At 69.8% G+C, this 24629-nt stretch carries 24 protein-coding genes; 6 read left to right on the top strand and 18 right to left on the bottom strand.

Annotation, left to right across the window (positions count from 1 at the left end; translation table 11 throughout):
- Nucleotides 1-439: 439 nt before the first annotated feature.
- From JOF29_RS41250 to imuA', 4 genes are all read right to left on the bottom strand, one after another.
- Nucleotides 440-2998 carry an HNH endonuclease signature motif containing protein gene (locus JOF29_RS41250; RefSeq protein ID WP_209699713.1) on the bottom strand — a complete coding sequence of 853 codons (2559 nt, stop codon included), beginning with the start codon at nucleotides 2996-2998 and terminating at the stop codon, nucleotides 440-442.
- A gap of 397 nt (nucleotides 2999-3395) precedes the next feature.
- Nucleotides 3396-4543, bottom strand: a protein-coding gene (locus JOF29_RS41245) for an IS3 family transposase (protein ID WP_209699712.1) whose coding sequence is annotated in 2 segments (ribosomal slippage) — nucleotides 3396-4273 and nucleotides 4273-4543 — 1149 coding nt in all. Because the reading frame shifts where the segments join, the coding sequence is not laid out codon by codon here.
- Nucleotides 4544-4758: 215 nt separating this feature from the next.
- The gene (locus JOF29_RS41240) at nucleotides 4759-6498 is read right to left on the bottom strand and encodes a DNA polymerase Y family protein (protein ID WP_245359918.1); all 1740 of its coding nucleotides are present in this window, start codon (nucleotides 6496-6498) and stop codon (nucleotides 4759-4761) included.
- A gap of 43 nt (nucleotides 6499-6541) precedes the next feature.
- Nucleotides 6542-7780: a DnaE2-dependent mutagenesis accessory factor ImuA' gene (gene imuA' / locus JOF29_RS44225; RefSeq protein ID WP_245359916.1), complete on the bottom strand. Its 1239-nt coding sequence runs from the start codon at nucleotides 7778-7780 to the stop codon at nucleotides 6542-6544.
- Between the two features lie 76 nt (nucleotides 7781-7856).
- Between imuA' and JOF29_RS41230 the strand changes: the two genes are divergently transcribed.
- From JOF29_RS41230 to JOF29_RS41220, 3 genes are read left to right on the top strand one after another with little or no spacing between them, the layout of a single operon-like run.
- Complete coding sequence (locus JOF29_RS41230) at nucleotides 7857-8378, top strand: hypothetical protein (protein WP_209699711.1); 522 nt, start codon at nucleotides 7857-7859, stop codon at nucleotides 8376-8378.
- Between the two features lie 5 nt (nucleotides 8379-8383).
- Complete coding sequence (locus tag JOF29_RS41225; protein WP_209699710.1) at nucleotides 8384-8848, top strand: PPOX class F420-dependent oxidoreductase; 465 nt, start codon at nucleotides 8384-8386, stop codon at nucleotides 8846-8848.
- Nucleotides 8848-9573, top strand: coding sequence for a PIG-L deacetylase family protein (locus JOF29_RS41220; RefSeq protein WP_209699709.1), 726 nt, complete (start codon nucleotides 8848-8850; stop codon nucleotides 9571-9573). The genes JOF29_RS41225 and JOF29_RS41220 overlap by 1 nt, the downstream gene beginning before the upstream one ends.
- Here JOF29_RS41220 and JOF29_RS41215 read toward each other — a convergent pair.
- From JOF29_RS41215 to JOF29_RS41155, 13 genes are all read right to left on the bottom strand, one after another.
- The gene (locus JOF29_RS41215) at nucleotides 9539-10228 is read right to left on the bottom strand and encodes a GntR family transcriptional regulator (protein WP_209699708.1); all 690 of its coding nucleotides are present in this window, start codon (nucleotides 10226-10228) and stop codon (nucleotides 9539-9541) included. The genes JOF29_RS41220 and JOF29_RS41215 overlap by 35 nt on opposite strands.
- Nucleotides 10229-10332: 104 nt before the next feature.
- Nucleotides 10333-11277 carry a zinc-binding dehydrogenase gene (locus JOF29_RS41210; RefSeq protein ID WP_307863969.1) on the bottom strand — a complete coding sequence of 315 codons (945 nt, stop codon included), beginning with the start codon at nucleotides 11275-11277 and terminating at the stop codon, nucleotides 10333-10335.
- Between the two features lie 64 nt (nucleotides 11278-11341).
- On the bottom strand, nucleotides 11342-12253 hold the full coding sequence (locus tag JOF29_RS41205) for an amidohydrolase family protein (protein WP_209699707.1): 912 nt from the start codon (nucleotides 12251-12253) through the stop codon (nucleotides 11342-11344).
- Nucleotide 12254: 1 nt separating this feature from the next.
- Nucleotides 12255-12644, bottom strand: a complete 390-nt coding sequence (locus JOF29_RS41200; RefSeq protein ID WP_209699706.1) for a cupin domain-containing protein — start codon at nucleotides 12642-12644, stop codon at nucleotides 12255-12257.
- 115 nt (nucleotides 12645-12759) lie between these two features.
- Nucleotides 12760-14319, bottom strand: coding sequence for an FAD-dependent monooxygenase (locus tag JOF29_RS41195; RefSeq protein ID WP_209699705.1), 1560 nt, complete (start codon nucleotides 14317-14319; stop codon nucleotides 12760-12762).
- A 17-nt stretch (nucleotides 14320-14336) separates the two neighbouring features.
- A complete protein-coding gene (locus JOF29_RS41190) occupies nucleotides 14337-15059 on the bottom strand; it encodes an SDR family NAD(P)-dependent oxidoreductase (RefSeq protein ID WP_209699704.1) in 723 nt (240 codons plus the stop codon).
- Entirely contained in the window at nucleotides 15056-15781 is a 726-nt protein-coding gene (locus tag JOF29_RS41185) for a GntR family transcriptional regulator (RefSeq protein WP_209699703.1), read from the bottom strand. The genes JOF29_RS41190 and JOF29_RS41185 overlap by 4 nt, the downstream gene beginning before the upstream one ends.
- Nucleotides 15778-16611, bottom strand: coding sequence for a fumarylacetoacetate hydrolase family protein (locus tag JOF29_RS41180; protein ID WP_209699702.1), 834 nt, complete (start codon nucleotides 16609-16611; stop codon nucleotides 15778-15780). The genes JOF29_RS41185 and JOF29_RS41180 overlap by 4 nt, the downstream gene beginning before the upstream one ends.
- A 39-nt stretch (nucleotides 16612-16650) precedes the next feature.
- Nucleotides 16651-17046: a RidA family protein gene (locus JOF29_RS41175; protein WP_209699701.1), complete on the bottom strand. Its 396-nt coding sequence runs from the start codon at nucleotides 17044-17046 to the stop codon at nucleotides 16651-16653.
- Entirely contained in the window at nucleotides 17046-18134 is a 1089-nt protein-coding gene (locus JOF29_RS41170; RefSeq protein WP_209699700.1) for an Ldh family oxidoreductase, read from the bottom strand. The genes JOF29_RS41175 and JOF29_RS41170 overlap by 1 nt, the downstream gene beginning before the upstream one ends.
- A gap of 115 nt (nucleotides 18135-18249) precedes the next feature.
- Nucleotides 18250-19032 (bottom strand): ABC transporter permease, encoded by a 783-nt coding sequence (locus JOF29_RS41165; RefSeq protein ID WP_307863968.1) that lies wholly within the window; start codon nucleotides 19030-19032, stop codon nucleotides 18250-18252.
- Nucleotides 19029-19862: an ABC transporter ATP-binding protein gene (locus JOF29_RS41160; protein WP_209699699.1), complete on the bottom strand. Its 834-nt coding sequence runs from the start codon at nucleotides 19860-19862 to the stop codon at nucleotides 19029-19031. Before JOF29_RS41160 ends, JOF29_RS41165 begins: the two co-directional genes overlap by 4 nt.
- Before the next feature lie 32 nt (nucleotides 19863-19894).
- The gene (locus tag JOF29_RS41155; protein ID WP_209699698.1) at nucleotides 19895-20920 is read right to left on the bottom strand and encodes an ABC transporter substrate-binding protein; all 1026 of its coding nucleotides are present in this window, start codon (nucleotides 20918-20920) and stop codon (nucleotides 19895-19897) included.
- Between the two features lie 371 nt (nucleotides 20921-21291).
- Here JOF29_RS41155 and JOF29_RS41150 point away from each other — a divergent pair, with 371 nt between their 5' ends.
- Nucleotides 21292-22584 carry a sensor histidine kinase gene (locus JOF29_RS41150; protein WP_307863967.1) on the top strand — a complete coding sequence of 431 codons (1293 nt, stop codon included), beginning with the start codon at nucleotides 21292-21294 and terminating at the stop codon, nucleotides 22582-22584.
- A 1-nt stretch (nucleotide 22585) separates the two neighbouring features.
- Entirely contained in the window at nucleotides 22586-23236 is a 651-nt protein-coding gene (locus tag JOF29_RS41145) for a response regulator (RefSeq protein ID WP_209699697.1), read from the top strand.
- 8 nt (nucleotides 23237-23244) lie between these two features.
- Here the strand turns inward: JOF29_RS41145 and JOF29_RS41140 are convergent, their stop codons facing one another.
- Nucleotides 23245-23793, bottom strand: coding sequence for a MarR family winged helix-turn-helix transcriptional regulator (locus JOF29_RS41140; protein ID WP_209699696.1), 549 nt, complete (start codon nucleotides 23791-23793; stop codon nucleotides 23245-23247).
- Between the two features lie 123 nt (nucleotides 23794-23916).
- On the opposite strand from JOF29_RS41140, the gene JOF29_RS41135 reads away from it, so the two are divergent.
- Nucleotides 23917-24585, top strand: a complete 669-nt coding sequence (locus tag JOF29_RS41135; protein ID WP_209699695.1) for an FMN-dependent NADH-azoreductase — start codon at nucleotides 23917-23919, stop codon at nucleotides 24583-24585.
- Nucleotides 24586-24629: the final 44 nt, after the last annotated feature.

Raw genomic sequence — 24629 nt, 5'->3', positions numbered from 1 at the left:
ACCCTGTCTGACCGCCCGGCACCCGACACCTACCGATAACCAACGGACACACCACCCGGCACCACCGCACCTGCCCATAACCAGCCGACACACCACCCGGCACCACCGCACCTACCCATAACCAGCCGACACACCACCCGGCACCACCGCACCTACCCATAGCCAGCCGACACAGCAGACGCCCACGGCCAGCGCCCAGCACGTGCCAGCGGCCAGCCACCTCCGCATTCAGCGCGCGCCAGCAGCCAGCGGATACCCGGGATACCCGGGATACCTGGGGTGCCTGGGGTGCCTGGGGTGCCCGGACGACATGGAGGCGTGGCCTGGCGAGGCGTTAGGCGCCACTGCCTCCCCGTTGGCCAGCGCCCTCTTCGGCGCGCTCGAGCGCGGCGCGTTCCTCGTCGCGAGCGCGGCTGTTGGGTCCCTGATCTGTACGCGGTCACGTCATGACGAAGAACGGCGGTCCGACGCCGGGCTCGTCAGCCGGGCTTCCGTCCCAGACCGCGAATCGAGCAGCTTCGGCATAGGTAGCGGCATCCGCACGCCAGCGACTCGCCGCCCCACCCACCACAACAGTCCCGGACGCATCCGTCCCAGCCATACCCGCCCCGCTCATGGCCGTGCCGGACGTACCCGTCCCGGGCATACCTGTCCCGGGCATACCTGTCCCGGGCATACCCGTCCCAGACGCACCCGTCCCGGGCGTGGCCGTCCGGGAGAGAGCCACGCCTGGTTGAGCTGGTTCGTTCCCCACGGCGTCTGCTGGGGTTGTCGTTCGTGGTGGGCTTGCCGCTGCGAACGGTTCACCCCATGGATCGGCCTTCGGGTGCGTGGTTCGCGAAGACCTATCCGCCGCAGGACGCTCGCCCCGCGGATCACCTGCCGGAGACGCGGAACGCGCAGGCTGCTGGGTCGAGCCGTCAGGCCGTGCGGGACTCGCACCCGGTACTTCGGATGTTCCGGGCGGTTGGGCTGCACCGGCTGCACCAGCTGCACTGGGTGGACCGGCTGGACCGGCTGGGCCGGGTTGGCCGTCTCGACCGTCTCGACCGGCTGGACCGGCTGGACCGGCTGGACCGGGTGAACCGGGTGAACCGGGTGAACCGGGCGAACCGGGCGAACCGGGCGAACCGGCTGCGCGGGCCGCACGGGCTGGTCTGGTTGGACTGGGTGGTTGCTGGTGGAGGGGTGGTGGGTTGGCCCAGGTGGGGCGGGCGACGTGGACTTGGCCGTGGGTGATGGTGATGGTCCAGCGGCCTTTGTGCAGGTCGGTGTGGTGCCGGCGACAGAGCAGCACGAGATTGTTCAGGGCTGTCGGACCGCCGTCGATCCAGGAGGCCAGATGGTGTGCGTCGCACATGATGGGCGGGGCGGCGCAGACGACGCAGCCGCGGTCGCGGGTGTTCAGGGCGCGGCGGATGGGTTTGGTGACGAGGCGTTCGGAGCGGCCGACGTCGAGGGGTTCGGAGTTCGAGCCGAGGACGATCGGGAGGATGTTCGCGTCGCAGGCGAGGCGGCGGATGGTGGCGGCGGACAGGCCGTTGCTGTAGACGGTGTGGCCGATGGTGTCGGCGGTGGCGGCTTTGAGGTCCTGCAGGTCGATGGTGACGGTGATGTTCGCCTTCGCCCCGTACCCCGGTACCGGTGCACCCCGTCCGGAGCCTCCGGCCGTACGAGTCTGCCCGCGTGGTGCGACGTCCGCAGCCGGGCCGGTGGCCGGGCCGGTGGCCGGGGCGGCGCCTCGTGGGCCGGGCGCCGAGCTGCCCGGCAGGCTCGTCGGTACGTCGGCCGGCCAGTTGCTCGGTGCGCCGACCGGTCGGGTGGCCGGTGGGATGGTCGGGGCGTTGCCCGCTGGGTCGGCGGGCGAGCTGCCCGGCAGGCTCGCCCGTACGTCGGCCGGCGAGCTGGCCGGTGGGGTTGTTGGTGGGGTGGGCGGTGCGCTGCCCGGTGGGGTGGGCGGTGTGCTGGTCGGCGGAGTGGCTGGTGGGGTTGCTGTGTTGGTGTCCCAGGTGGTGGCGGCGATGGTTAGGGCGGTGGACAGGGCGTCGGCTTGGCGTTTGTCGCGGGAGCGTGGGTCTGGTTCGCCGTCGATGGTTTTGTGGGGGCGGGCGCCGGCGTGGACGATGGCGCGGAGGAGTTCGGCGTTGTCGTTGGCCAGGTAGCCTTTGAACTTCACGCCGCGGTCGGCTGAGGTCAGTGTCAGTGACTCGCGGGCGGCGGCTTTGTGTTCTTCGGGCTCGGGGCCGTCGGAGTCGAGCAGGTCGCAGACGTCTCGGGCGGCGGCGCGGAGTTCTGCGGGTGACAGGTGGGCTGCGAGGGCGACGAACTGTTCCTCGACGACGTCCAGGTCCTTGACCGGTACCCGGGGACGGACCCGTTCGAGCTCGGACACGATCGCGGCCGCCTGCGCGGTCCGCAACAGCCGCACACCCCCTACACCACGCACACCACGCACACCACGTGGCACGCCACCGGGCGGCACGCCATCGGGCGGCACGCCATCGGGCCCGTCGGCCCGGGCGTCGTTCCCGGTGCCCGCAGCGTCCCCGGTGTCCGGGGTGACGGTGCCGTCAGCCTCGCCGGTGCGGCTGCCCTCGCCGGCGCCATTGCCCTCGCCGGCGTCGGTGTTCGTGTCGGTGTTGGCGTCGGTGTTGGCGTCGGTGTTGGTATCGGGGTCGGTGTCGAGGTCGGTGTCGGGGTTGGTGGGGAGTTGGATGCCGTTGGTGAGTGCGGTGGCTATCGCGTTGTATTTGGGGAGGGCTTTGGCCAGGCGGACGTCGCGCCAGACTTCGGCGCGGTCTCGGCGGTGGCGTTTGGAGACCAGTTCGACGGCGTCGCGGGCGCCGAGTTCCTGGGCCTGGCCGGTGTCCTCGACGCGGGCGATCAGCTGTAGCCGGACCTCTTCGAGATAGGTGATCGTGGCGTCGACCGTGTCGAGGGCAGGCAGCACCTCGCCGTCGCTCAGCGACACCACCGATCGCCCGTCGAGAACATCCATGCCCACAACGGTACCCGCGGCCTCCGACAGTTTTCAAAACCGGAATCGCCTTGTTTTCAAGGGACATTTGGGATCTGAGGTTATCCACAAGCCCGAACTGATGCATGAACCCTGTGGATCTTGCCTAAGGCAACCATTCGGTCACTGGTGCGTGAATAGGCAGTGGGGCCACGGGACAGGAAGCAGGAGTGCGAGGCATGGGCATGCTGACTCGGTGCGCAGCTCCGGTTTGGTCCAGTGGGTTGGCCCAGTGCGTTGGCCCAGTGGGTTGGGCCGGTGGGTTGGGCCGGTGGGTTGGGCCGGTGGGTTGGGCCGGTGGGTTGGCCCGAGTGAGCTGGGCAGGTTGCCTCGGGTTGGGGACTGCCCCGGGTTTAGTTGACTCGCGGGGTTTGGTGGTTCAGGCCGCGAGTGCGACGGGTTGAATTGTCTCAAACTCGATGGGTGTGAGTCTGCCGAGGCGGCGTTGTCGGCGCCTTCGGTGGTAGCTGGTTTCGATCCAGGAGACGATCGCCAGCCGTAGTTGGTGCCGGCTGGTCCAGCGTTGCCGGTCCAGGACGTTCTTCTGAAGCAGCGCGAAGAAGGACTCCATGGCGGCGTTGTCGCCGCAGGCTCCGACCCGGCCCATCGAGCCGCGTAGTTGGTGGGCTTTGAGGACCCGGACGTACTTCTTGGACCGGAACTGGCTGCCGCGGTCGCTGTGAACGATCAGCCCAGCTGCAGGCGTTCGCAGTGCGACCGCGTTACGCAGGGCCGCGACGGCCAGGGACGCCTTCATGCGCGAGTCGATGGAATAGCCGACGATCCGGTTGGAGTAGACGTCCTTGATCGCGCACAGATAGAGCTTGCCCTCGGCGGTGGCATGCTCGGTGATATCGGTCAGCCAGACCAGGTTCGGCGCCGGCGCGGTGAACACCTTCTGCACGAGATCGTCGTGCACGGGCGGACCGGCTTTGCGGTTCAGGCCGCGTTTCTTGGAGTGGATCGACCAGAGCCGTTCTTGTGAGCACAGTCGGGCGACCCGGTTCTCGCTCGCGGTGATGCCCTTGCCCGGGAGTTCGTCGGCGATGAACCGGTAGCCGAAGCCGGGGTCGTCGCCGTGGATCTCGCGAGCGGCGTTGATCAGGTGGGCATCGTCGTAGTCTCGTGGTGTGACAGGGTTTGCACGCCATTTGCAGAAGGCTTGCCTGCTGAAGCCGAGCACCCGGCAGGTCACCGCGACAGCGATACCGTCGGCGGCAAGGTCAAGGACCAGCGGGTAAGTCATTTTGGGTTGATGTCACGGGCGAAGTAGGCCGCGGCCCGGCGCAGGATCTCGTTCTCCTGCTCCAACTGCCGGTTTCGTTTCTTCAGTTCGCGCAGCTCGGCCGACTCCTGCTGGGTCGCGCCCGGGCGGTTGCCGTCTTCGATGTCGGCCAGTTTCAGCCACCGCGTCAGACACGACTGGGAGATCCCGAAGTCCTTCGCGATCTGTGTGATCGGTGCCTCGCCCTTGTGGGCGACTGCGACCACGTCACGACGGAACTCCTCGGGGAACGCTTTCGGCATGACAGACATCCTTCCAGCAAGGACCGAAGTCCTCACAGGTCAGGAGTCAACCGAACCGGGGGCAGTCCCTTGAGCTCGGTGGGTTGGCTCGGGTTGGTCTGGGAGGTTGGCTGAGTTTGTAGAGGTGTTCGGCTTCTTCGGGCGCCCGTTCAGGAGGCTCTCGTTCGCCTGTCCAGCAGCGGTCGTGGAAGTTCAGGCGGGACGGGGTCAACTGCTCAGTCGTAGGTGGCCTGGGCTTGCCAGGTGTTGTTGTGGAGGGTGAAGAGCCAGGCCCGGGTGTCGGCGGTCTGGAACTGGAAGCGGGCATGGCGGGATTCTGTGGACGGGTCCCACCAGCGTTCGGTGGTCAGCCAGGGGCCGGCCCAGGCGGTGATCGGGTGGATCTTGTTGCTGTCGGCAACTTGAACGCGGGCGCGCTGACCGGCTGGGCCTCGCCTTCCGTACGGCGCACCGCTGGCTGGGCTGCCGGTGCGGCCGGTGGCGTCAGTAAGGCCGGTGAGGCCGGTGGCGTCGGTGCGGCCGGTGGCGTCTGGGTCGCCTGGGTCGTTGGATGGGTGCAGGGTGAAGGCGGTGGGGGTGCCGGATAGTTTGCCGCGGGCGGTTACCGAGACCTGGGTGCCGTCGGCGGCGAACACCTTTGCGGGGATCGGGTCCGGGAAGATCGTGGTCGGGGCCAGGGTCGGCCAGCGCTTCGGGTCCGTGCCGGTGATCGCGCCCGGCCACGGCTGGTCCGGCGGCCGGGCGGGCACCGCCGGGTCACCCCACGGCACCAGCGTCTGCCGCTCGGCGAATCCGCGGCCGCCGCCGATCACCACCGATACCACCGCGCCGTGCCCGAGCATGCTCTGCACCCGCGACAGCGCCCGGTGGATCCGCTCGTCCGGGCCGCCGCCCCACAGCCCGTCGGCATGCGTACCGACCGGGTCGGCCTGGCCCGGGATCAGTCGCACCCGGACCACGGATGAGGTCAGCTCGCTGGTCGCCGTACCGCTCCCCTGCAGTTGCCAACGCACCCGGTCCACGACGTCCGCCGCGGTGAACCAGCGCGGGTGCAGCCACTCCCGCTCGTGGACCCGCCCGGACTCGGTGCCGACCTCGACCCGCAGCGTCGTACACACCAGCCCGAGCTCGGTCAGCCGGACGACCAGCTCGTCGGCGATCGACCGGACCGCGAACGCGACCTGGTCGACGCGGTCCACGGCCGGCTCGAAGTCGAGCGTCCGGGTGAGCTCCGGCGGGATCTCCCGGCCGGTCACCGGGCGGTCGTCGGCCCCGCGGGCCAGCCGGTGCGCGAACGCGCCGTCCGGACCGAAGCGGGTCAGCACCTCGGTGCCGGACAGCCCCGCGAACGCGCCCAGCGACCGCAGCCCCAGCCTGCGCAGCAGATCGGTGAGCGCCGGCTGCTCGAGTACGTCGACCGACAGCGGCGCGAGGAACTCCGGCGAACCGCCCGGCGGCACCACCCGCACCCGGGTCCGCGCCGAGCTCACCCGGGCCGCCTGCTCCGCAGCGAACGGGCCGTCGGCGATCCCGATCCGGCCGCCGTGTACGTCGTACGTCTCCAGCCGGTCGAGGAGTTTCTCCGCGGCCGCCTCCTCGCTGCCGTAGAACCGCGCCGGGCCGCGGGCCTTCAGCGCGCACATCCCCGGGCGGATCACCTGTACGCCGGGCGTGATCGCCTCCAGGCAGGAGATCACCGGGTCGAACGCGCGGGCGTCGAGCACCGGGTCGTACTTCAGCACGACCAGCTCCGGGCACCGCGACTGCGCGTCCCGGGCGCGCTGGCCGCGGCGCACCCCCTCGGCGCGCGCGGCCGCGGACGTGGCGAGCACCTTGCCCTTCTCAAGCACCGCGATCGGCTCGTCCGGCGCCCGCCCCACCGCCACCGCAGCCGCCGCCACCGGCCAGTCCGGCACCCAGATCACCATCGACCGGGTCAGTCCCCGATTGCCCATCGCCCCGCCACTCCCGCCATCAACCAACCGCCCCGGCTCACCATCAACCCGCCGCCCCGACCTGCTCGGCCCACTCGTCCACGAGGACCGGCTCCTCCCACCGCCCTGTGCGGCACACTTCCACCCACGACCCCGCACGGGCTGCTTCACCCCGCCCATCCGCAGCGGCGGTTCCGGGGCGGTCGTCCGTCTGGCTCCCCACCAGCTCAGCGGAGCGGATCTCGCCGTCCGGTGCGGGCAGCCAGAGGTGGTGTTTGCGGGCGTGGACGGCGGCGCGGCGGCCGGAGACCGCGACCGTCGCCCGGCGCGCGGTGAGCAGACCTTCTCCTTCACCCAGGCCGGCCCACGCGCTGCTCTCGATCTCGAAGCGGGCCGCGCTCCCCGGCCAGGACCCGTACGCGATCAGCATCGCGCCGCGGGTCCGGAGTCGCGCCGCCAGCCGGGACGCCTCCCCCGGCGTCACCTCACCGGGCGGCCGCACCACCACCACGGTCAGCGCGTCGACGAGCGCGGCGACCACGCTGAGCCACTCGCGTCCCGGATCCGGGACCAGGACCAGCCGCTCCAGGTCCACCCCGAGCCCACGCGCCGCCTCGGCCCCGAACGACGGCACCCCGACGACACCGCACCAGGCCCCGTCCGCGGACGGCCCCGCCATCAACGCCATCACCAGCGCGGCGCTCCCACGCACCGAGTACGCCGAGCCGCCCCGCAGCGCCGCCCCCGCCAGCAGCTCCCGCACCGCCGGATGCGTGGGCAGCTCCCGCTCCACGCCCGCCGTGTCCAACGCCTGCTGCACCCGCGCCACCGACGCCCGTCCACCCTCCACCGGCTCCAGGCGGGAAGCGCCAGGACGCAGGGTGATCGGGCGAGCGTGCCCCGCGGAGGCGGAGGCGGAGGCGGAGGTGCCGAGGCCGGAAGGGTGACCGTCCACGTGGGCGAGATCCGCGTGGGTGGGATCCAGGTGGGCGAGATCCGGATCGAAGCTCGTAACCGCCGCCAGCCGGGCGGCGCCCCGGTCGGTCTCCGGCCAAGCGGCGGAGTGGTTGGGGTGGTCGGAGTGGTCGGAGTGGTTGGGGTGGTCGGAGTGGTTGGGGTGGTCGGAGTGGTCGGGGTGGTCGGGGTGGTCGGGGTGGTCGGGGTGGTCGGGGTGGTTGGGGTGGTCCGTGGAGAGATGTGCGGGCGGACTGTGAGCTGCCTTCCGGGCCTTTGCCCTGGCGAGGAGCGCGCGCGCCTGGTCGAGTGCTGTGACTCGACTCTCCGGCGCCGCATTCCCCGTCATAACCCCATGTTCGAACACCTGTTCGAACATGTCAATCCGGTCGTCCACAACCCCGAAGCTGACTAGAGTCCGGGGCATGCGACGCGTCGATCACTCTCGGTTCACCGCCGCCGTACAGCAGGTCGAGGACAGTATCGACGCCGCCTGGGACAGTTTCCGCGTCGCCTCCGGAGTGGCCCCGGAGGAAGCACGCGAGCTGGCCGAGGTCGTACTGCAGGACACGTCCGAGTTCGACTGGCGGGTCGTCGACGGCGCACTGAAGCAGCTGACCTGCCCGGACTGCGGCGCCCAGCTCGGGGCGGGCAACCTCGGTTGCCGGAGCTGCGACCTGGCGAACGGCTTCCGGTTCGCGGCACGGGAGACCGACCGCCCCGCTGTACCGCCCGGGAACGAGCACGCGATCCGGGTGTCCTCGGCCGTGGCCCGCACCCGCCACCGCTACACCCCGCGCGCCCGCGCCGGCTACGAGTTGCTGCTCCCCGACCTGCTCGCCGGACAGCTCCCGAGCACGGCACAGGCTCAGCACGCCAAGCACCTCATCAACCAACTCACTGACGACCAGCTGGAGTGCCTTCTCACCCCGGCGGACTTAGGGTAAGAGACATGCCTAGGACTATTGCCACCAACACGAAGGTCGAGCTGGACGGGCTGCTGGAGTTCGTGCGGCCGCGTCACCATATGTTGCTGCTGACAACGAGAGCGGACGGGACGGTGCAGGCGTCGCCGGTGTCCGGTGGGGTGGACGAGCAGGGGCGGATCGTCATCTCGTCGTACCCGGAGCGGGCCAAGAGTACGAACGTGAAGCGGGCCGGCAAGGCCAGTGTGGTCGTGCTGTCGGACGAGTGGAACGGCGCCTGGGCGCAGGTGGACGGCAGCGGTGAGGTCATCGAGCTGCCGGCCGCGGTCGAGCCGCTGGTCGACTACTTCCGGGCGATCTCCGGCGAGCACCCGGACTGGGACGAGTACCGCGACGCGATGGTGAAGCAGGGCAAGTGCCTCATCCGGATCACCCCGGAGCGCTGGAGCCCGATCGCCACCGGCGGGTTCCCGGCGCACCTCGCTGATTGATGCGTACCGCTCTGGTCGTCCATGCGCACCCCGACGACGAGGTGTTCGCCACCGGCGCGGCCACCTCGGTCCTGAGCCAGCAGGGCTGGAACGTCGTACTGCGTGTTGCCACCGCCGGTATGCACGAAGCGTCCGACCACCTCAGCGCGTCCTGTGCACTGCTGGGCATCGCCGAGTGGGACTGGCTGGGCGCACCGGACCAGTGGATCGACGACGGCGCCCGCAACGGTCCCCGCACGCTGACAGCCGCGCAGCCGGAAGCCATCACAGCAGCAGTCAAAACAGCGATCGACAAGCTCCAGCCGGAGCTCATCCTCACTGTGGGCAGTGACGGGCTGACAGGCCACCCGGACCACATCGCCATCGCACAAGCGGTCCAGCGCATCCAGTGCCGCGCGCTGGGAGCACGCCTCAGAGCGGAGGACGTGCGTGCAGGTGAGCACCTGGTGCAGCAGTTCGCTCCAGGTGAGCAAGTGGGCTCAGGGCACGTCAAAGGCTGCGACGTGCCGCTACAGCAGATCGGTGGAGCCTCCGAGCAACTAAGAAGGCAGGCACTGGACGCGTACTACGACGGCCTCGGCAGCAGACCGCTCGCGGAGCTCATCACGACCCACCGGCCGAGCAGTGACGGCCTGCTGCTGCGTGCGGTGTTCGACGCGACCGGCTGGCAGCAGGACCGGTTCGAGGAGCTCACTGCTTCGAGCGACGCTCCATCGTCTCGGTGATGCGCTGCATGGCCCCTTCGAGGTGCTGCCGCAGCGCCGCCTCGGCGCCTTCCTCGTCGTGGGCCAGGCACGCGTCGAGGATGGCCTGGTGCTCGCGCCGGGTCTGCTCGATCCGGGCCTTGGTCTGCCGGGAGCCGAACCGGTAGCGCTCGCTGTTCTGCCAGACCGGCTCGATCGCTCGCGGCAGCCAGCGCGAGCCGCCGGCCCGGTAGATCGAGAAGTGGAACTCGGTGTGCGCCTGCCGGGAGGCGATGTTGTCGCCGAGCTTCGACAGCCGGACGTGCTCGGCCAGCGCCTTCTTGGCCGCGGTCGCGTCCGCGTCGGAGAACCGGGTGGCGGCCGCCCGGACCGCCAGCGACTCCAGCGACAGCCGGGTCTCGTGGGTGTCGCGCAGGTCCTCCATCGACAGCTCGCGAACCCAGGCGCCCTTGTGCGGGACGATCTCGACCAGCCCGAGCGCCGCCATCCGCCGCAGCCCTTCCCGGATCGGCATCTGGCTCATGTCCAGGCGCTTGGCGAGCTCCTCGAGCCGGAGCGCCGTACCGCTGGGCAGCTCGCCGGACAGGATGAGCTCGTGCAGCTCGGCGGCGGCTTCCTCGGCGAGCGTACGGCGTCCGGTCGGTCCCCCAGGCGTGAGCTCGAGTCGTCGGATCATCAGTAGCGGGCTGCCTCTCTCCTGTTCACTTCTGGAGGTACGGTAGCCGCCGACCGGGTATCTGGCGGCCTTCGACGACAGATTGCCCAGTAAACGCAAGTGGTCTAGCCCACCGAGAGGGCTGTCAGGTCCAGCAGCACCCGGCCCGCCGGCCGCTCCAGTACGTCGCTGACCCGGTCCGCAGGTACGACGTCGTAGTCCGCTCGCCAGGGCACCGACGCGATGTCCGCCAGCGCCTGACCGACCGCATCCGGAGCCAGCGTCGTGCGCTGCAGGTTCACCGGCAGCAGCCGCAGGTCCCGGCCGATCAGCTGGTGCAGGTCGATCGTGGTGAACTCGCCGGCCCTGTAGCCGAGTACGGCGATCCGTCCGCCGGGCGAGACGTGTCCGAGCACCCCACCGGTCACCGGACCGCCCATGGTGTCGATGACCGCGTCGCACCACGGCAGCTCCCGGCCCACCTGCCCCAGCCCGTCCACACGGACGACCTGGTCGACAAGTCCGCCGGCACTGGCCGCAGAATCGTCCAGCGACACCAGCCCGATCACCCTGGCTGCTCCGGCCGCCCGTGCGATAGCAGCACACATCCGCCCGATCAGCCCGGTCACACCGGTGACCACTACGGTCTCACCCGGCTGTACGTCGGCCACCCGGCGTACAGCGGTGTGCGCAGTCAAGGCAGGCGTCAGCAGCGCCAACGCCGCAGCAGGCTCCAGCGACGGCGGCAGTGCGTGTACGGCGGCGTTCGGTACGACGGCGAACCGTCCCCACACGCCCTGTCGCGTCACGCCGACGCCCGCGCCGCGAACGACGACGGCCGCACCGGCTGCCGCCACGTCCGAGCTCAGCACCACACCGGCGCCTTCGGAGCCCGGGACGAACGGCGCGCACGGCTGCTTGCCCGCCAGCGTCGACCGGTCCAGCGGAGTCACCGCGGCCAGCCGCATCTCCACCAACGTCTCGTCCGGACCGACGGTCAGCTCGACCTCGTCGGCCTTCAACTGCTCCCCCGGTCCGTGACTGTGCAGCACAGTCCCCCGTGTGATCACGCCGCTACCCCGTTCCCCACGATTTGATATCTGATCACAACCACGACCAGACCGAAAACCCATCTCACTCCGCGGAGACCTCCGTCGCCAGCGGCCGGGTCAGCACCTCGACCGCCGCGGACAGCTCGGTGGCCCGCGCAGTGGACACCTCGTCGCTGCCCATCGGGAACGGCCAGTCACTTCCGGCCAGCACCCGCTCGGCACCGAACGTCTTGGTCAGCAGTTCCAGTACGGCGTCGTCGTGCACCAGATCGTCCACGTAGAACCGGCGCAGCGCCTCGGCCACCGGCAGGGACACCGGCTCGATCCCCGGCCGGGCCTGGTCGATCCCGCGCTGCCATCGGCCGGCGACGGCCGCCGTCACACCACCCCCATGACACAGACAGAACCGGATCCCCGGAAACCGCCCCGGCACGTCCGCGAAGACGAGCGAAGCCGCCGCCACTCCGGTCTCGTACGGATTCCCCAACAGGTTCGACAGGTAAAACGAATCAAGCCGCTTGTCGTCACTGGCACCCGGGTGAATCAGCGTGAAGGCCCCGGCGGTGTCCAGCACCCGCCAGAGCGGATCCAGCCCCGCATAGCTCAGCGTGCCGAGTGCGAAGCCGCTGAAGACGCCCTCACCGGCAAGACGCGCTGCCACCGACGGGGCGGCCGGGTCGAGCAGTGGCAGGTGCGCCAGCACGCGCAACTGCGGTGTGGCGAGCTCCCGGAGCCCCTGGTTCACCAGCTCGGCCCACTCGGCGCCTGCGTCGTACCGGAACAAGGGCGGCGGCACCGACACCACAGCGCCGTCCAGGTCCTGCTCGGCGATCCAGTGCAGCAGGGCCGCCGGGTCGGCGAGGCGCCGGAGCGGCACGCGGCTACCGTCGACGATCAGCGAGCCGCTGTCGACGGACAGCCCGAACTCGCCCCGATGCGCTGCCGCCAGCACCGTCGGCGGGATCAGATGGGTGTGGACGTCCCAGCCGGCCATGTCAGCGGGCGTCCTCGTCGTTGTCGTAGAAGTCCGGACGCTCCGGGTAGTGCGGACCGTCGTACACCTCCAGCAGGACCGAGGTCTCCTCCGCCCGCGTCGGCCCGTGCACCACGCCCTTCGGGTTCCAGTAGAAGCTGCCCTTGGTGAGGGTTGTCCCGGTCGGCAGGTACACGTACCGGCCGGACAGGCAGAACATGAACTGGTTCGAGGCGTGCTTGTGCTCCGACGGGATGCCGGAGCCCTTCTCGAAACGCACCAGGGCGATCGACGCCTCGGTCTCCGGGTCCCGCCAGAGCATCTTGTGGGACAGGCCGGCCAGCGACTTCTCCACCCACTCGAGGTCGTCCGTCTGCAGCAGGATCTCCCGCAACGGCTCGTCGACGGTCATGGGGCCTCCTGGTCTGGACTGAGGAGCGGCGGGAGCGAAGCGACCAGAGCGACGAGGGAAGACCAGGAGCAAGAGCCCCATGACCCGCACGCCGGAGGCGCGCATTCAATACAGTTCATGGCGCCTCCCGGCCGGTTACGTGCTTGTACAGCTCCTCGGCCACACCGGTACCCATCGGAGACACCCCGGCGATGTGACCGTCCGGCCGGATCAGCACGACGCTCTCGGCCGGTACGCCGTACCTGTTGGTGGCAACGCTTCCCGGGTCGAACAGCGCCCGGTCACGCAGACCGGAGTCGTGCGGCGCGTCCCACCGGGACACCGCGTAGTGCTGCAGTGCGGGCGACCCGTTCACCGGGATCTCCGGCCGCCGGCGTACGTCGGTGAAGTACAGCGCCACGAACGAGTCCCGGCACAGGTCGTGGATCGTCGTACGCCCCGTCGGGCTCTGCAGCACCAGGTCCGGAGCCCTGTCACCCGCACGGACAGCAGGCGGCGCAGCGGACGTGGCCACCATCGACCAGTCGCCCACACCCTCCACGTCGAGCCGCACGCTCAGCAGCGTCCGGTTGTACGCCGTGGCCCAAGCGCCGGTGTTCTCCGTGACAGCACCGCGCTGGAAGGACATGTACTTCCGAGCCGCCTCGGCCATCTCGCCCGAGCCTTCGATCGCGACAGGCCGCTGCTCCTGCTCGTACCCGTCCAGCAGCTCGGGAGAAGCCCAGCCGCGCAGCACCCAGGCCAGCCGCCACGGCAGGTTGGACGCGTCCAGCGCACCGGTGTTCAGCCCGAGCGCCCACATCGGCGTGATCAGGTGCGCCGCGTCGCCCATCAGGAAGACCCTGCGATCGGCGGTCCACTGCTCCGCGACCCGGTGGTGCACGTTGTACACGACCGAGCCCAGCAGCTCGATCCGGTCCACCTCGCCGATGAACTGCTTCACCTTCACCAGCAGGTCCTCGTCGCCCGGCACGTCGGCACCCGGCGCCAGCGGGAACAGGAACCGCCAGTTGTCCGGCTGCCGGATCAGCACCATCCACTCGGACTTGTCCGCGAAGTACGCGAGGTACGGGTAGTCCCGGGCGTTGTCGACGTCCAGGTCCACCACTACGTCGATCAGCATGTACCGCTCGGGCAGGGTCTCCCCCACGACCTTCACACCCAGCGCGTCGCGGATCCGCGACCGCCCGCCGTCACAGGCCAGCAGGTACGACGCCTCCAGCTCCTGCGGGCCGTCCGGCGTCTCCAGTTGCAGTACGACGCGGTCGGCGCGGATCTCGAACGACGTCATCCGGTGCTGCGTCCGTACCGGCTCGGTGAGCGCCGCCGCGAGCAGCGGCTCCATCTTCTGCTGCGGCAGGTTGATCACGTACGGGAACTGGGTGTCGTTGACCAGCTCCGCCAGCTGCACCGAGGCGCGCGGCGTGTTGGTGGCCCGGTCGATGTCGCCGATCTCGTCGATCCGCAGGGCCGCACCGAGGATGCGGTCCACCGCGCCGTACCGGTTCCAGATCTCCAGCGTCCGGCTGAGCGTCGTACCGGCCTTGGTGTCGGAGGAGAGCGTGGCGTCCTCCTCCAGCAGCACGTACGGGATGCCGTAGTGCTGCAGACCGAGTGCGGTGGTCAGACCGATCGGTCCGGCTCCTACTACCGCAACAGGAAGCTGTTCAGTCACAGATTCACTCCGTACAACTAGATAAAGCTCGTCAGCTTGGCAAAGGCACGTTCCCTCGCCAGCACCGACCCGGTCATCGCGGCCGCGTCCGACAGCAGGAACAACAACGGGCCGACCACGTCGTCGGGGTCGCCGATACCTATGGTGTCCTGCCAGTGCTCCCGGTCCGCACCGGCGTTCGCTCCCCGGAACTGCTCGGTGTCGATCACCCCCGGTGCGACCACGTTCACCCGGACCCGGTCCGCGGCCACCTCCGCCGCGAGCGTCTTCGCGAACGCCACCAGCGCCGCCTTGCTCGCCGCGTACGCCGCAGCGCCCGGGTACCCGCTGGACGCCATCCCGGAGGTGAAGACCACCACCGAGCCCGTCCGCCGGGCGACCAGGTGCGGTACGACGGCCTGGCACGCCCAGACCACACCATCCAGGTTCACCTGCAACGTCCGGGTCCACTCGGCCGCGTCCAGCTCCAGCACTGTCGACCTCGGCTGCACCGCCGCACCGGCCACCAGCCCGTCGATCCGTCCGTACTGCGCCTGCACCTGAGCGACGGCCTCGAAGACCTTGGCCCGGTCCGCGACATCGACCTGGATGTGCGCGACGCCCTCAGGGGGTGCAGCCACGTCCAGGACCACCGCCGTACCGCCGGCAGCGTTCACGGCCGCGGCGAGCGCCGCACCGATGCCCTGGGCGCCGCCTGTGATCATCACGACCTCACCGGTCGCGTCGAAGCTCGCCCTCATGGCGTTTCCTTCTGCTTGGACGTCCCTGATGTCCCTGATGTCCCTGATGTCATGGTCTCGGTGATCCGCTGGAACGCGCCGGTCAGGTGACTGCGCAGCGCCTGCTCGGCCGCGTCCGGATCGCGGGCTTCGCAAGCGTCCAGGATCGCCTGGTGTTCCTGCCGGTTCCGCTCGATCAGGAACGCGGTCTGGCGGCTCCCGAACCGGTAGCGCTCGCTGTTCTGCCACACCGGCTCGATTGCCCGCGGCAACCACTGGGAGCCGCTGGCACGGTAGATCGTGAAGTGGAAGTCCGCATGCGCGTCACGGGCACCTGCCGAGTCCTCGGCGCGCGACAGCCGCAAGTGCTCGGCCAGTGCAGCAGCCGCCTTCGACAGGTCCTCTTCGGTGAAGTGAGCAGCAGCAGCCCGTACGGCGAGGCTCTCCAACGCCAGCCGGGTCTCGTGCGTGTCCCGCAGATCCGACAGCGACAGGTCACGGACCCAGGCGCCGCGGTGCGGGATGATCTCCACCAGCCCCAGTGCTTCCAGCCGGCGTAGGCCTTCACGTACGGGCATCTGGCTCATCTCCAGCCGGCTGGCCAGCTCCACCAGACGCAACGGCGTACCGCTGGGCAGCTCCCCGGACAGGATCAGCTGGTGCAGCTCCGCGGCCGCGTGCTCGGCGAGCGTACGGCGACCGCCCTTGCCGCCACCCGGCAGCAGCTCCAACGGCCCGCTCATCCGCGGGTCACCTTGTTGCGCAACTCCCCCAGCTTGTCGGAACGCGTGACGACCACGTCGCCGTCCTGCAGGAACACCTGCGGCTCGCGGGCGTTGCCGATGCCTGCGGGCGTGCCCGTCAGCAGCAGGTCACCCGGGCGCAGCGTCATACCGAAGGACAGCTCACTGATCAGTGTGGCCACGTCGAACGCCATCTGCCGCGTCGACGCGTCCTGGCGTACTTCGTCGTTCACCAGGCACTGCAGGTGGATGTCCTGCGGGTCGCCCACCTCGTCGGCGGTGACGATCCACGGGCCGAGCGGCATCGTGTCGTCGATGCTCTTGCCCTTCAGCCACTGCCCGCCGTGCGCACGCTGCAGGTCCCGCTGCGACACGTCGTTCGCGAGCAGGTAGCCCCAGACGTGGTCGAGGGCCTCTGCAACGGGGATGTTCTTGCCGGTCTTGCCGATCACCAGCGCGACCTCGGCCTCGTAGTCCCACTTGGCGGAGATCGCCGGGTCCCAGGCGATGTCGTCGTACGGCCCGATCACCACGTCCGGTCCCTTGGTGAAGAACGTCGGGTGCTCCGGCCGGTCCACGTCCTGGCCCTCGCGCTTGCCCTTGCTCTCCTCGAAGTGGTCCCAGTAGTTCCACCCGGTGCACAGGATGTCCCGCCGGAAGCGCCGCAGCGGCGCCCGCAGAATCTCTTCCCGATAAGGGATCTCACCTACTACCGAAGCGCCCTCGGTGATCGCCTCGGTCAAATCTGTTGCTGCGAGCAACTGCACCGATTCACCGGAGAGCACGCCGGGGACGACAGCCCCGGCGTGCTCCACCATCACGTATCTCATCTCAGGTCCACTCGACGCCGCGCACAACATCACCCCCGGTTATGAGACCACCGCGATCGCGTTGATCTCGATGAGATAGTCAGGATTGGCGAGCTTGCTGACCTCGACCATGGTCGAGGCCGGCAAGGGTTCCTGGAAGTACTGCGCCCGGACCTCGTGGATCTTCGCGAAGTCCTCCATGTTGCGGACATACACGTCGACCCGGCAGACGTCCGCGAGCGTGCCGCCGGCCGCCTCGACGGCCGCCTTCACGTTCTCGCACACCTGGCGGGTCTGCTCCCGGACGTCTCCAACGCCGGCGATGCTGCCGTCCGGCGTCCGTGCGGTCATCCCGGAGACGAACACCAGCCGCCCGGTCGCCTCGACCGTCGTGGCCTGCGAGAACACCCCGTTCGGGCTCCGCAGCGCCGCGGTGGAAACCTGTGTCTTCGGCATCAGTTCAGCACCCCTCCCGCCGGTACGACGGCACCGACCGCACGCGCGGCGGCCAGCAGCCCGTCGAGTCCCGACCTCTCGATCAGTACGCCGTTGCGCTGTTGCTGCCCGGCGCGCTCGGCCTCTATCTCCCCCGGCAGGTACAGCCGGTTCACTCCGGGCGCGGTCGCACTGCCGCGGACCCGGGCCGCCAGCCCGGACGACCGGCGCTTGAAGTCCTCGACGCCGCCCATCAGCTCCGGGTCGATGGCCAGGAACAGGTGCGCGCAGTCGTTCGGCCGGTCCGGCTCGCGGTACAGCGGCCGGACCTGGTCGCCCCAGCCGCCGCCGCTGAGCACGCCGGTGAGCACGTCGATCATCAGCGCCAGCCCGAAGCCCTTGTGGCCCGCGGCCGGCAGCAGCATGCCCAGGACGGCCTCGTCCGGGTCGGTGGTCGGCGTACCGTCGCGGTCCGTGGCCCAGCTGTCCGGGATCGTCCGCCCGGCCGACGCGGCCAGCCGGATCTTGCCCAGGGCAACCGCCGACAACGCCATGTCCAGCACGATCTCGACGCCGGCCGTGGTCGGTACCGCGATCGCCAATGGGTTGTTGCCGACCAGCCGTTCCGCACCGCCCGGAGCGGGCATCAGCGGTGTCGTGTTCGACATTGCGATACCGATACACCCAGCTTCGCCTGCCTGCATCGCCCAGCGGCTCGCGGCCCCGAAATGGTGCGCGTTCCGCACCGACACGATGCCGATCCCGTACCGCCCGGCACGCTCGACCGCGTGGCCCATCGCCTGCGGGCTGGTCAGCTGCCCCATCCCGCCGCGGGCGTCCACCGCCATCGCGGCCCCGGCGTCGAACAGTACGTCGAGCTCGCGCTCCCGGGTGACACCGCCGGCGTTCAGCCGTTCGACGTACATCGGGACCAGCATCACGCCGTGCGAACTGACGCCGCGCAGGTCCGCCTCGACGAGCGCCGACGCGATCTCGCCGGCGTCGGCGGACTCGAACCCGACCGCGGTGAACACGGCCGCCACCGTGGCCTCGAGCCACTCCGGCCGAACCAGGACACGACGATCCGCATCCGAAGCTTGTGCGGTCATCGGGCCTCCCGGTCTGGACTGAGGAGCGCAGAGAGCGAAGCGACCGGAGCCACGAGGGAAGACCGGGAGCCAGGGCCCGATGACCCGCCGCGCCGGAGGCGCGGCATCAGTACAGTCATCGCTTCTCCTGTGCCCAGGGAAGGAGCAGGTGCTCCAGCAGGGCGAGGCCGTAGAACAGGACGACGCTCATCACGCTCAGGAGCATGATCGCGGCGAAGGCCAGCGTGGTGTCGGCGCTCGCGCCGGACTGCTGGATGACGTACCCGAGGCCCTTGGTGGCACCAACGAACTCGGAGATCACCGAACCGATCACCGCGAGCGAGATCGCGACCTTGAACCCGGTGAAGATCTGCGGCATCGCGTACCGCAGCCGGAGCTTGAAGAACTCCTGCGCCCGGCTCGCCTTCAGCGACCGCATCAGCTCGACCAGCTCGGTCGGGGTCGACTTCATCCCCTCCGCGGTCGAGATCACGATCGGGAAGAAGCACAGCAGCAGCACCATCACGACCTTCGGCCACTGCCCGAAGCCCATCCAGATCACCAGCAGCGGCGCCACCGCCACCTTCGGGATCGCGTTCACCATCAGCAGCAGCGGGTACACCAGCCGCTCGAGGATCACCGAGCGGACGATCACCAGCGCGATCGGTACGCCGATCACGATCGCCAGCAGGAAACCCTCGATCGTCTCCAGCAGCGACGTACCGGTCTCGGACAGCAGCTGTCCGGGCTGCTCGAAGAACTTCTGCAGCACGGCCCACGGACTCGGCAGCAGGAACGGCTCGATCGCGAACACGACCGTCGCGCCCCACCACAGCCCCATCACGGCCAGCAGGCCGACGATCGGCAGGACGACGGCCGAGACCGGGGACGAGGTCAGCCAGGATCGCCTGTTCGTCACGGCCGCACGTCCTGTACCGCCCGGACGTCCGTCTCGGCGCTGTCCTTTCGGGCGCTGTCTTTTTCGGCGCTGTCTTTTTGAGCGAGCAGCGCGTGCAGCCGGCCGCTGATCTCCGCGACCTCGGTGAGGTGCGCGTTCTGGCCGAGGCTGCGCGGCCGCGGGATGCCGATCTCGACGACCTCCCGCATCCGGCCGGGCCGCGGAGTCAGCACCACCACCCGGTCGGCCAGCACCACGGCCTCCTCGATCGAGTGCGTGACGAACACGATCGTGGTGGACAGCTCCATCTTGATCCGCTGCAGCTCCTCGGACAGCTCGGTCCGGGTGAGCGCGTCGAGCGCGGAGAACGGCTCGTCCATCAGCATCACCTGCGGGTCCCGGATCAGCGACCGGCACAGCGACACCCGTTGCTGCATACCGCCGGACAACTCGTGCGGCAGCCGCCGCTCGAACCCCTGCAGCCCGACCAGCTCGATCAGCTCGTGGGCCCGATCCCGGTACGACGCCTTGCTGCCGGCGCCCTTGTCGATCTCGACCGGCAGCATCACGTTCGACAGCACGGACCGCCACGGCAGCAGGGCCGGCCGCTGGAACATGAACGAGACGTCCCGGCGGGGTCCGGTGACGGGTTCCCCCGCCACCCGGACCGCACCGGACGTCGGCGGCAGCAGTCCCGCGATCAGCCGGAGCAGCGTGGACTTGCCACAGCCGGACCGGCCGATCAGCGTGACGAACTCGCCGCCACGAACGTGCAGGTCGATCTCCTCCAGGGCGGTCACCCGGCCCTCACGTCCGTCGAAGACCTGCCCTACACCGTCCAGGCGAATCATCCGGTTCCAGTACTCCTAACCGCAGCTCTTCGTCAGCTCTTCGGGGCGAGGCTCATCGTCACGATGTCGTCGGGCGTGATCGAGCCCTTGCCGATCGCCTGCGACTCCTCGAGCAGCGAGATGATCTTCTGCACCCGCGCCTGCGTGACATCGCCGAGCGGGCCGTTGAAGCCGTCCGGCTTCACATACTTCTGCATGATCTGGAGTTCCTTGGTGGCAACGTCCAGATCGACGTTCGGCACGTACTTCTTCATGATCGCGGCGGCCCCGGCCGGGTCGTTCACGGTGTCCTGCAGACCCTTGAGCAGGGCGTTGGTGAACTTCTTCACCTGGTCCGGATGGTCCTTGGCCAGGTCCGACCGGGTGATGATCGTGTTGCCGTACAGGTCCGGCACCTTGTCGCCGTACGGCAGCGTGATCACCTTGCGGTGCTTGCTGTCGGCCTTCGCGATCAGCGGTTCACCGACCACGAACTGGCCGATGCCCTGCACCTTGCCGGACGCCAGCAGGGCCGGCAGGCCGGGTGGCGGCGACGGCAGGAAGGTGACCGACTTCGGGTCGATCCCGACCGCCTTCGCGTAGACCGGGAACATCACCGTGTTGGTGGAACCCGGCTGGTCGCCGATCGTCTTGCCCGGCAGGTCCTGCGGGCCGCTGATGCCCAGGCCGTCCAGCGACATGATCGCGGCCATCGACCGCTGGTGGATCATGCCCACCGACGTCACCGGGAGCTTCTGCTTGGCGAGGGTGATCGCGAACGCGGTGAAGTCGCCGATGCCGTAGTCGGCCTGACCGCCGGCCACCAGCTTCATCACGTCCACGGTCCCGCTGCCAGGGCTGATCTTGACGTCGAAACCGGCGTCCTTGAAGTAACCCTTCTCGAGCGCGACATACGCGTACGCCTCGCGACCGAAGGTGTTGAACGACGTCAGGTAGCTGACCTTCTGCAGGCCACTGTCGCCGCCGCTCGACGCCTTGTTGTCACCGCCGCCACACGCACTCACCACGGCGAGCCCCAGGACCGCCATCAGGGCGATGACGGAACGCCTCAACCTCATATCGACCTCTCTCGTCCCGATATTTGATCAAACATCAAATGCAGAAAGGTGGTCAATCGGTCCGCGCGGACTTCACGGGGACTTAACGTCCGCCGCACCGGGTCCTCGCATCCTGCCGGCCACCCGTTCCTGGAGCTCCCCCATGCCTGTCCGTAGCCAGACGGGCACCCGCCCCGACCACAGACCGTACCTGCCTGGGCAGCAGATCGCGACGCCCGCGAGGACCGAACCCGGCGGCATTGCGTCAAATTTACGTAAACCCTCAACTTTCTGGTGACCGAGCCCACGTCACGGGTCCGGTCGGCACGGGTTTCCCTGCGCTCACTCCGGGGAGGGAGGTGGCGCTCCCCCGGCTTTGACACGATGTCACCGTGAGAACGACGGCGCGGTGGGTGTGGCAGGCGATCGGTTGCCTGTGGCGTCCGTCGACGTACCTGCGCTGGGTGTACCTGCTGCTCGGCGCCGCGCTGGTGCTGGCGTTCATCCTGGTCGACAGCGCGCTGGGCGCGGTGGTCTCCGGCCTCGGACTGCCGAAGGTTGCCACCGGCACCCTCTACGTGGTGCTCGGGCTGGTGCCGCCGCTCGTGCTCGGGCTGCTGCCCGCGGTCCGCGAGGTCGAGGGCATCGCGGTCGAGTCGCTGCTCGCGGTGCGCTTCGAGGAGCGGCCACTCGGCCCGGCGCGGACCTGGGCACAACGCCGCCGGACGACGGCGTGGTTCTGCCTGCACCTGCTGGGCGGCGGCGTGGTCGGCGTCCTCAGTACCGTCGTGTTCGGCCTCGGCGCGATCTGGCTGGCCGCCCCGTTCCGCTCCGCCGGCACGCACGACGCCGTACCGGGACTGTCGTACGCCGTGCGCGGCAACTGGACCGACCTGTGGATGCCGGCCGCCGCGATCGGCGGGCTCGCCTCCTTGTTCCTGCTCTCGGCCGCGGTCGGCGCCCTGCTGGCGTACCTGGCGCCGCAGGTCCTCGGCCCGACCGCCGCGGAGCGCATCGAGCTGCTCGAGCAGCAGACCGCGACGCTTGCCGAGCGCAACCGTCTGGCCCGCGAGCTGCACGACAGCGTCGGGCACGCACTCAGCCTGGTCACGATCCAGGCGGCCGCGGCCCGTCGGGTGCTGGCCAGCGACCCGGAGTTCGCCAAGACCGCGCTGGCCGCGATGGAGACCTCCGCGCGGGCGGCGCTGGCGGACCTCGACCACGTCCTCGGGCTGCTCCGCGACGACCGGCGTCCGGGTTCCCGTACGGCGCCACAGACCACGCTCGGCGGGCTGGACCGCCTGGTCGAGGCGACCCGTGCGGGCGGCATCACGGTCGAGGTCGAGCACCGGGGCGAGCTGGCGCAGCTGCCCGCGGCGGTCTCCCGGGAGGCGTACCGGATCATCCAGGAGGGCCTCACCAACGCGATCCGGCACGCGGGCCGCCCGGCCGGCGAACTCGCCGTAGGAATATCCATCCGCCTGGACGCCTCCGGCCTCGAGCTGATCGTGGCCAACCCGGTCAGCGGCAGATCCGATCACACGGGCGGCGGCCGCGGCCTGGCCGGGATCCGTGAAAGAGTCGCCGTACTGCGCGGCACCGTCGACGCCGGGCCGGTCAGCCGCCCGGACGGCCCGGGCTGGAGACTCGCCGTACGGCTGCCGGTGAACGTGACGAAGGGATGAGATGAACCTGTCCGTGGTCGTGGTCGACGACGAGCCGCTGATCCGTAGCGGACTGCGCGCCATCATCAACGCCGAGGAGGACCTCACGGTCGTCGGCGAGGCGGGCGACGGCGCGGAGGTGCTCCCGCTGGTCCGCCGTACCGGTGCCGACGTCGTACTGATGGACGTCCGGATGCCCGCGGTGGACGGCATCCAGGCGACCCGGCTGCTGCTGGACAGCCTCGACCCGGCGCCGCGGGTGCTGGTCGTCACCACGTTCGAGAACGACGACTACGTGTACGACGCACTCCGCGCGGGCGCGTCCGGATTCCTGCTCAAGCGGACGCCGCCGGACGACATCGTCGCGGCGATCCGGACGGTCGCGCGCAGCGAGTCGCTGCTGTTTCCGGAGGCGATCCGCGCGCTGGCACTCGCCCACGCGGGCGCGCCGGCGCCGACCGGGCTCGACGAGTACCAGCTCACCGAGCGCGAGCAGGAGGTGCTGCGGCTGATGGCGCGCGGGCTGTCGAACGCCGAGATCGCGGCCGAGCTGATCCTCGGCCTGCAGACCGTCAAGACGCACGTCGCGAACGTGCTCTCCAAGCTGAACGCCCGGGACCGCACCCAGGCCGTGATCCGCGCCTACGAATCCGGCTTCGTCCCGCTGCGTTAGGTCTGCGGTCAGGTCTGTGCGGGGTCGTCGGCCTCGGCGAGGGTGCAGGCGTTGTGCAGTGGGTCGATCGCGTTGGCCTTCATCGCCAGCCGCTGCAGCAGCATCCGGAAGCTGGCGCGCTCCGAGTCGTCGAGGATGCCGAGCATGTGGTCCTCGGTCGCGCGCAGCCGCCGCTCCAGGTCGCACATCACCTCGTGGCCCTGCTCGGTCGGCGCGATCAGCCGCGCCCGGCGGTCGGCCGGGTCCGGGCGGCGCTGCACGAGGCCGGCCTTCTCCAGGTCGTCCAGCAGGTACGTCATCACGGTCCGGTCGACGCCGAGCTGCGCGGCCAGGTCCAGCTGCCGCTTCGGGCCTTCGGAGCTGGTCGTCGCCAGCACCTGATACCCGCGCGGCCCACCGGGAAGGCCCTCCAGGGCCGCCGCTGACGCCTTCGCGTACTGCCGGAAGACAACGCCCAGGGCCCAGCCGAGATCGGCCTCCACCGGCGCACCACCGGCGCTCTGGGGCTCGATCCCGCGCGCTCCACGGGCGGCGACGTCGGCCGGAGTACTGGACATGCGTCCATCCTACGTGCGTACGCCACCTGGAATACGATCTGACTTGAATATGTTCTGCCTTACAGATTATCTTCGGAACAGCTCAAACGAGCTCGCCCTCTCAACTCGATGGAGACAGAACATATGAGCACCCTGCTACGCGTCGACGCCAGCGTCCGGCTGGACGGTTCGGTGTCCCGCGCGCTGGCGGACAGCGCCGAGGCCGCCTGGAAGGCGGAGCACCCGGACGGTGTCGTCGTACGGCGTGACCTCGGTCAGCACCCGCTCCCCTCGACCGTGTGGCCGACGCTGGTCGCCGCCCAGCTGGGCCAGGAGCCGGCCGCCGGCGCCGACCGGATGCCGCTCGCGGACGCACAGGCGATCGCCGACGAGCTGAAGGCCGAGATCGTGACCGCCGACGCGGTCCTGCTCGCCGTCCCGATGTACAACTACGGCATCGCGCAGAACGTGAAGACCTGGATCGACGTGCTGGTGATCGACAAGGACCTCGCCTTCGGTTCGCGCCCGCTCGCCGACAAGCCGGCGATCTTCGCCCTCGCCCGGGGCGGCGGCTACGGTCCCGGCTCCCCGAAGCACGGCTGGGACCACGCGACGCCGTACCTGGAGCGGATCTTCGGTGACGTGTTCGGCATGAACATCCGGACCGCGGCCGCCGAACTCACCCTGGCCCCGGTCACCCCGGGCATGGAGGAGCTGATCGACGCCTCCAAGGTCTCGGAGTCCGAGGCCCACGTCGACGCCGGCAACCACGGCACGGTCGTCGCCCGCGAACTGATCGGCAACGCGGCCTGATCCGGGACTCGCTCAGTGGTGCCGAGCTCGAGCCGGCATCACTC

It is taken from the genome of Kribbella aluminosa (genome assembly GCF_017876295.1).
In the GTDB taxonomy this organism is placed as follows: domain Bacteria; phylum Actinomycetota; class Actinomycetes; order Propionibacteriales; family Kribbellaceae; genus Kribbella; species Kribbella aluminosa.
This window is presented reverse-complemented; position numbering and strand designations above follow the sequence as displayed.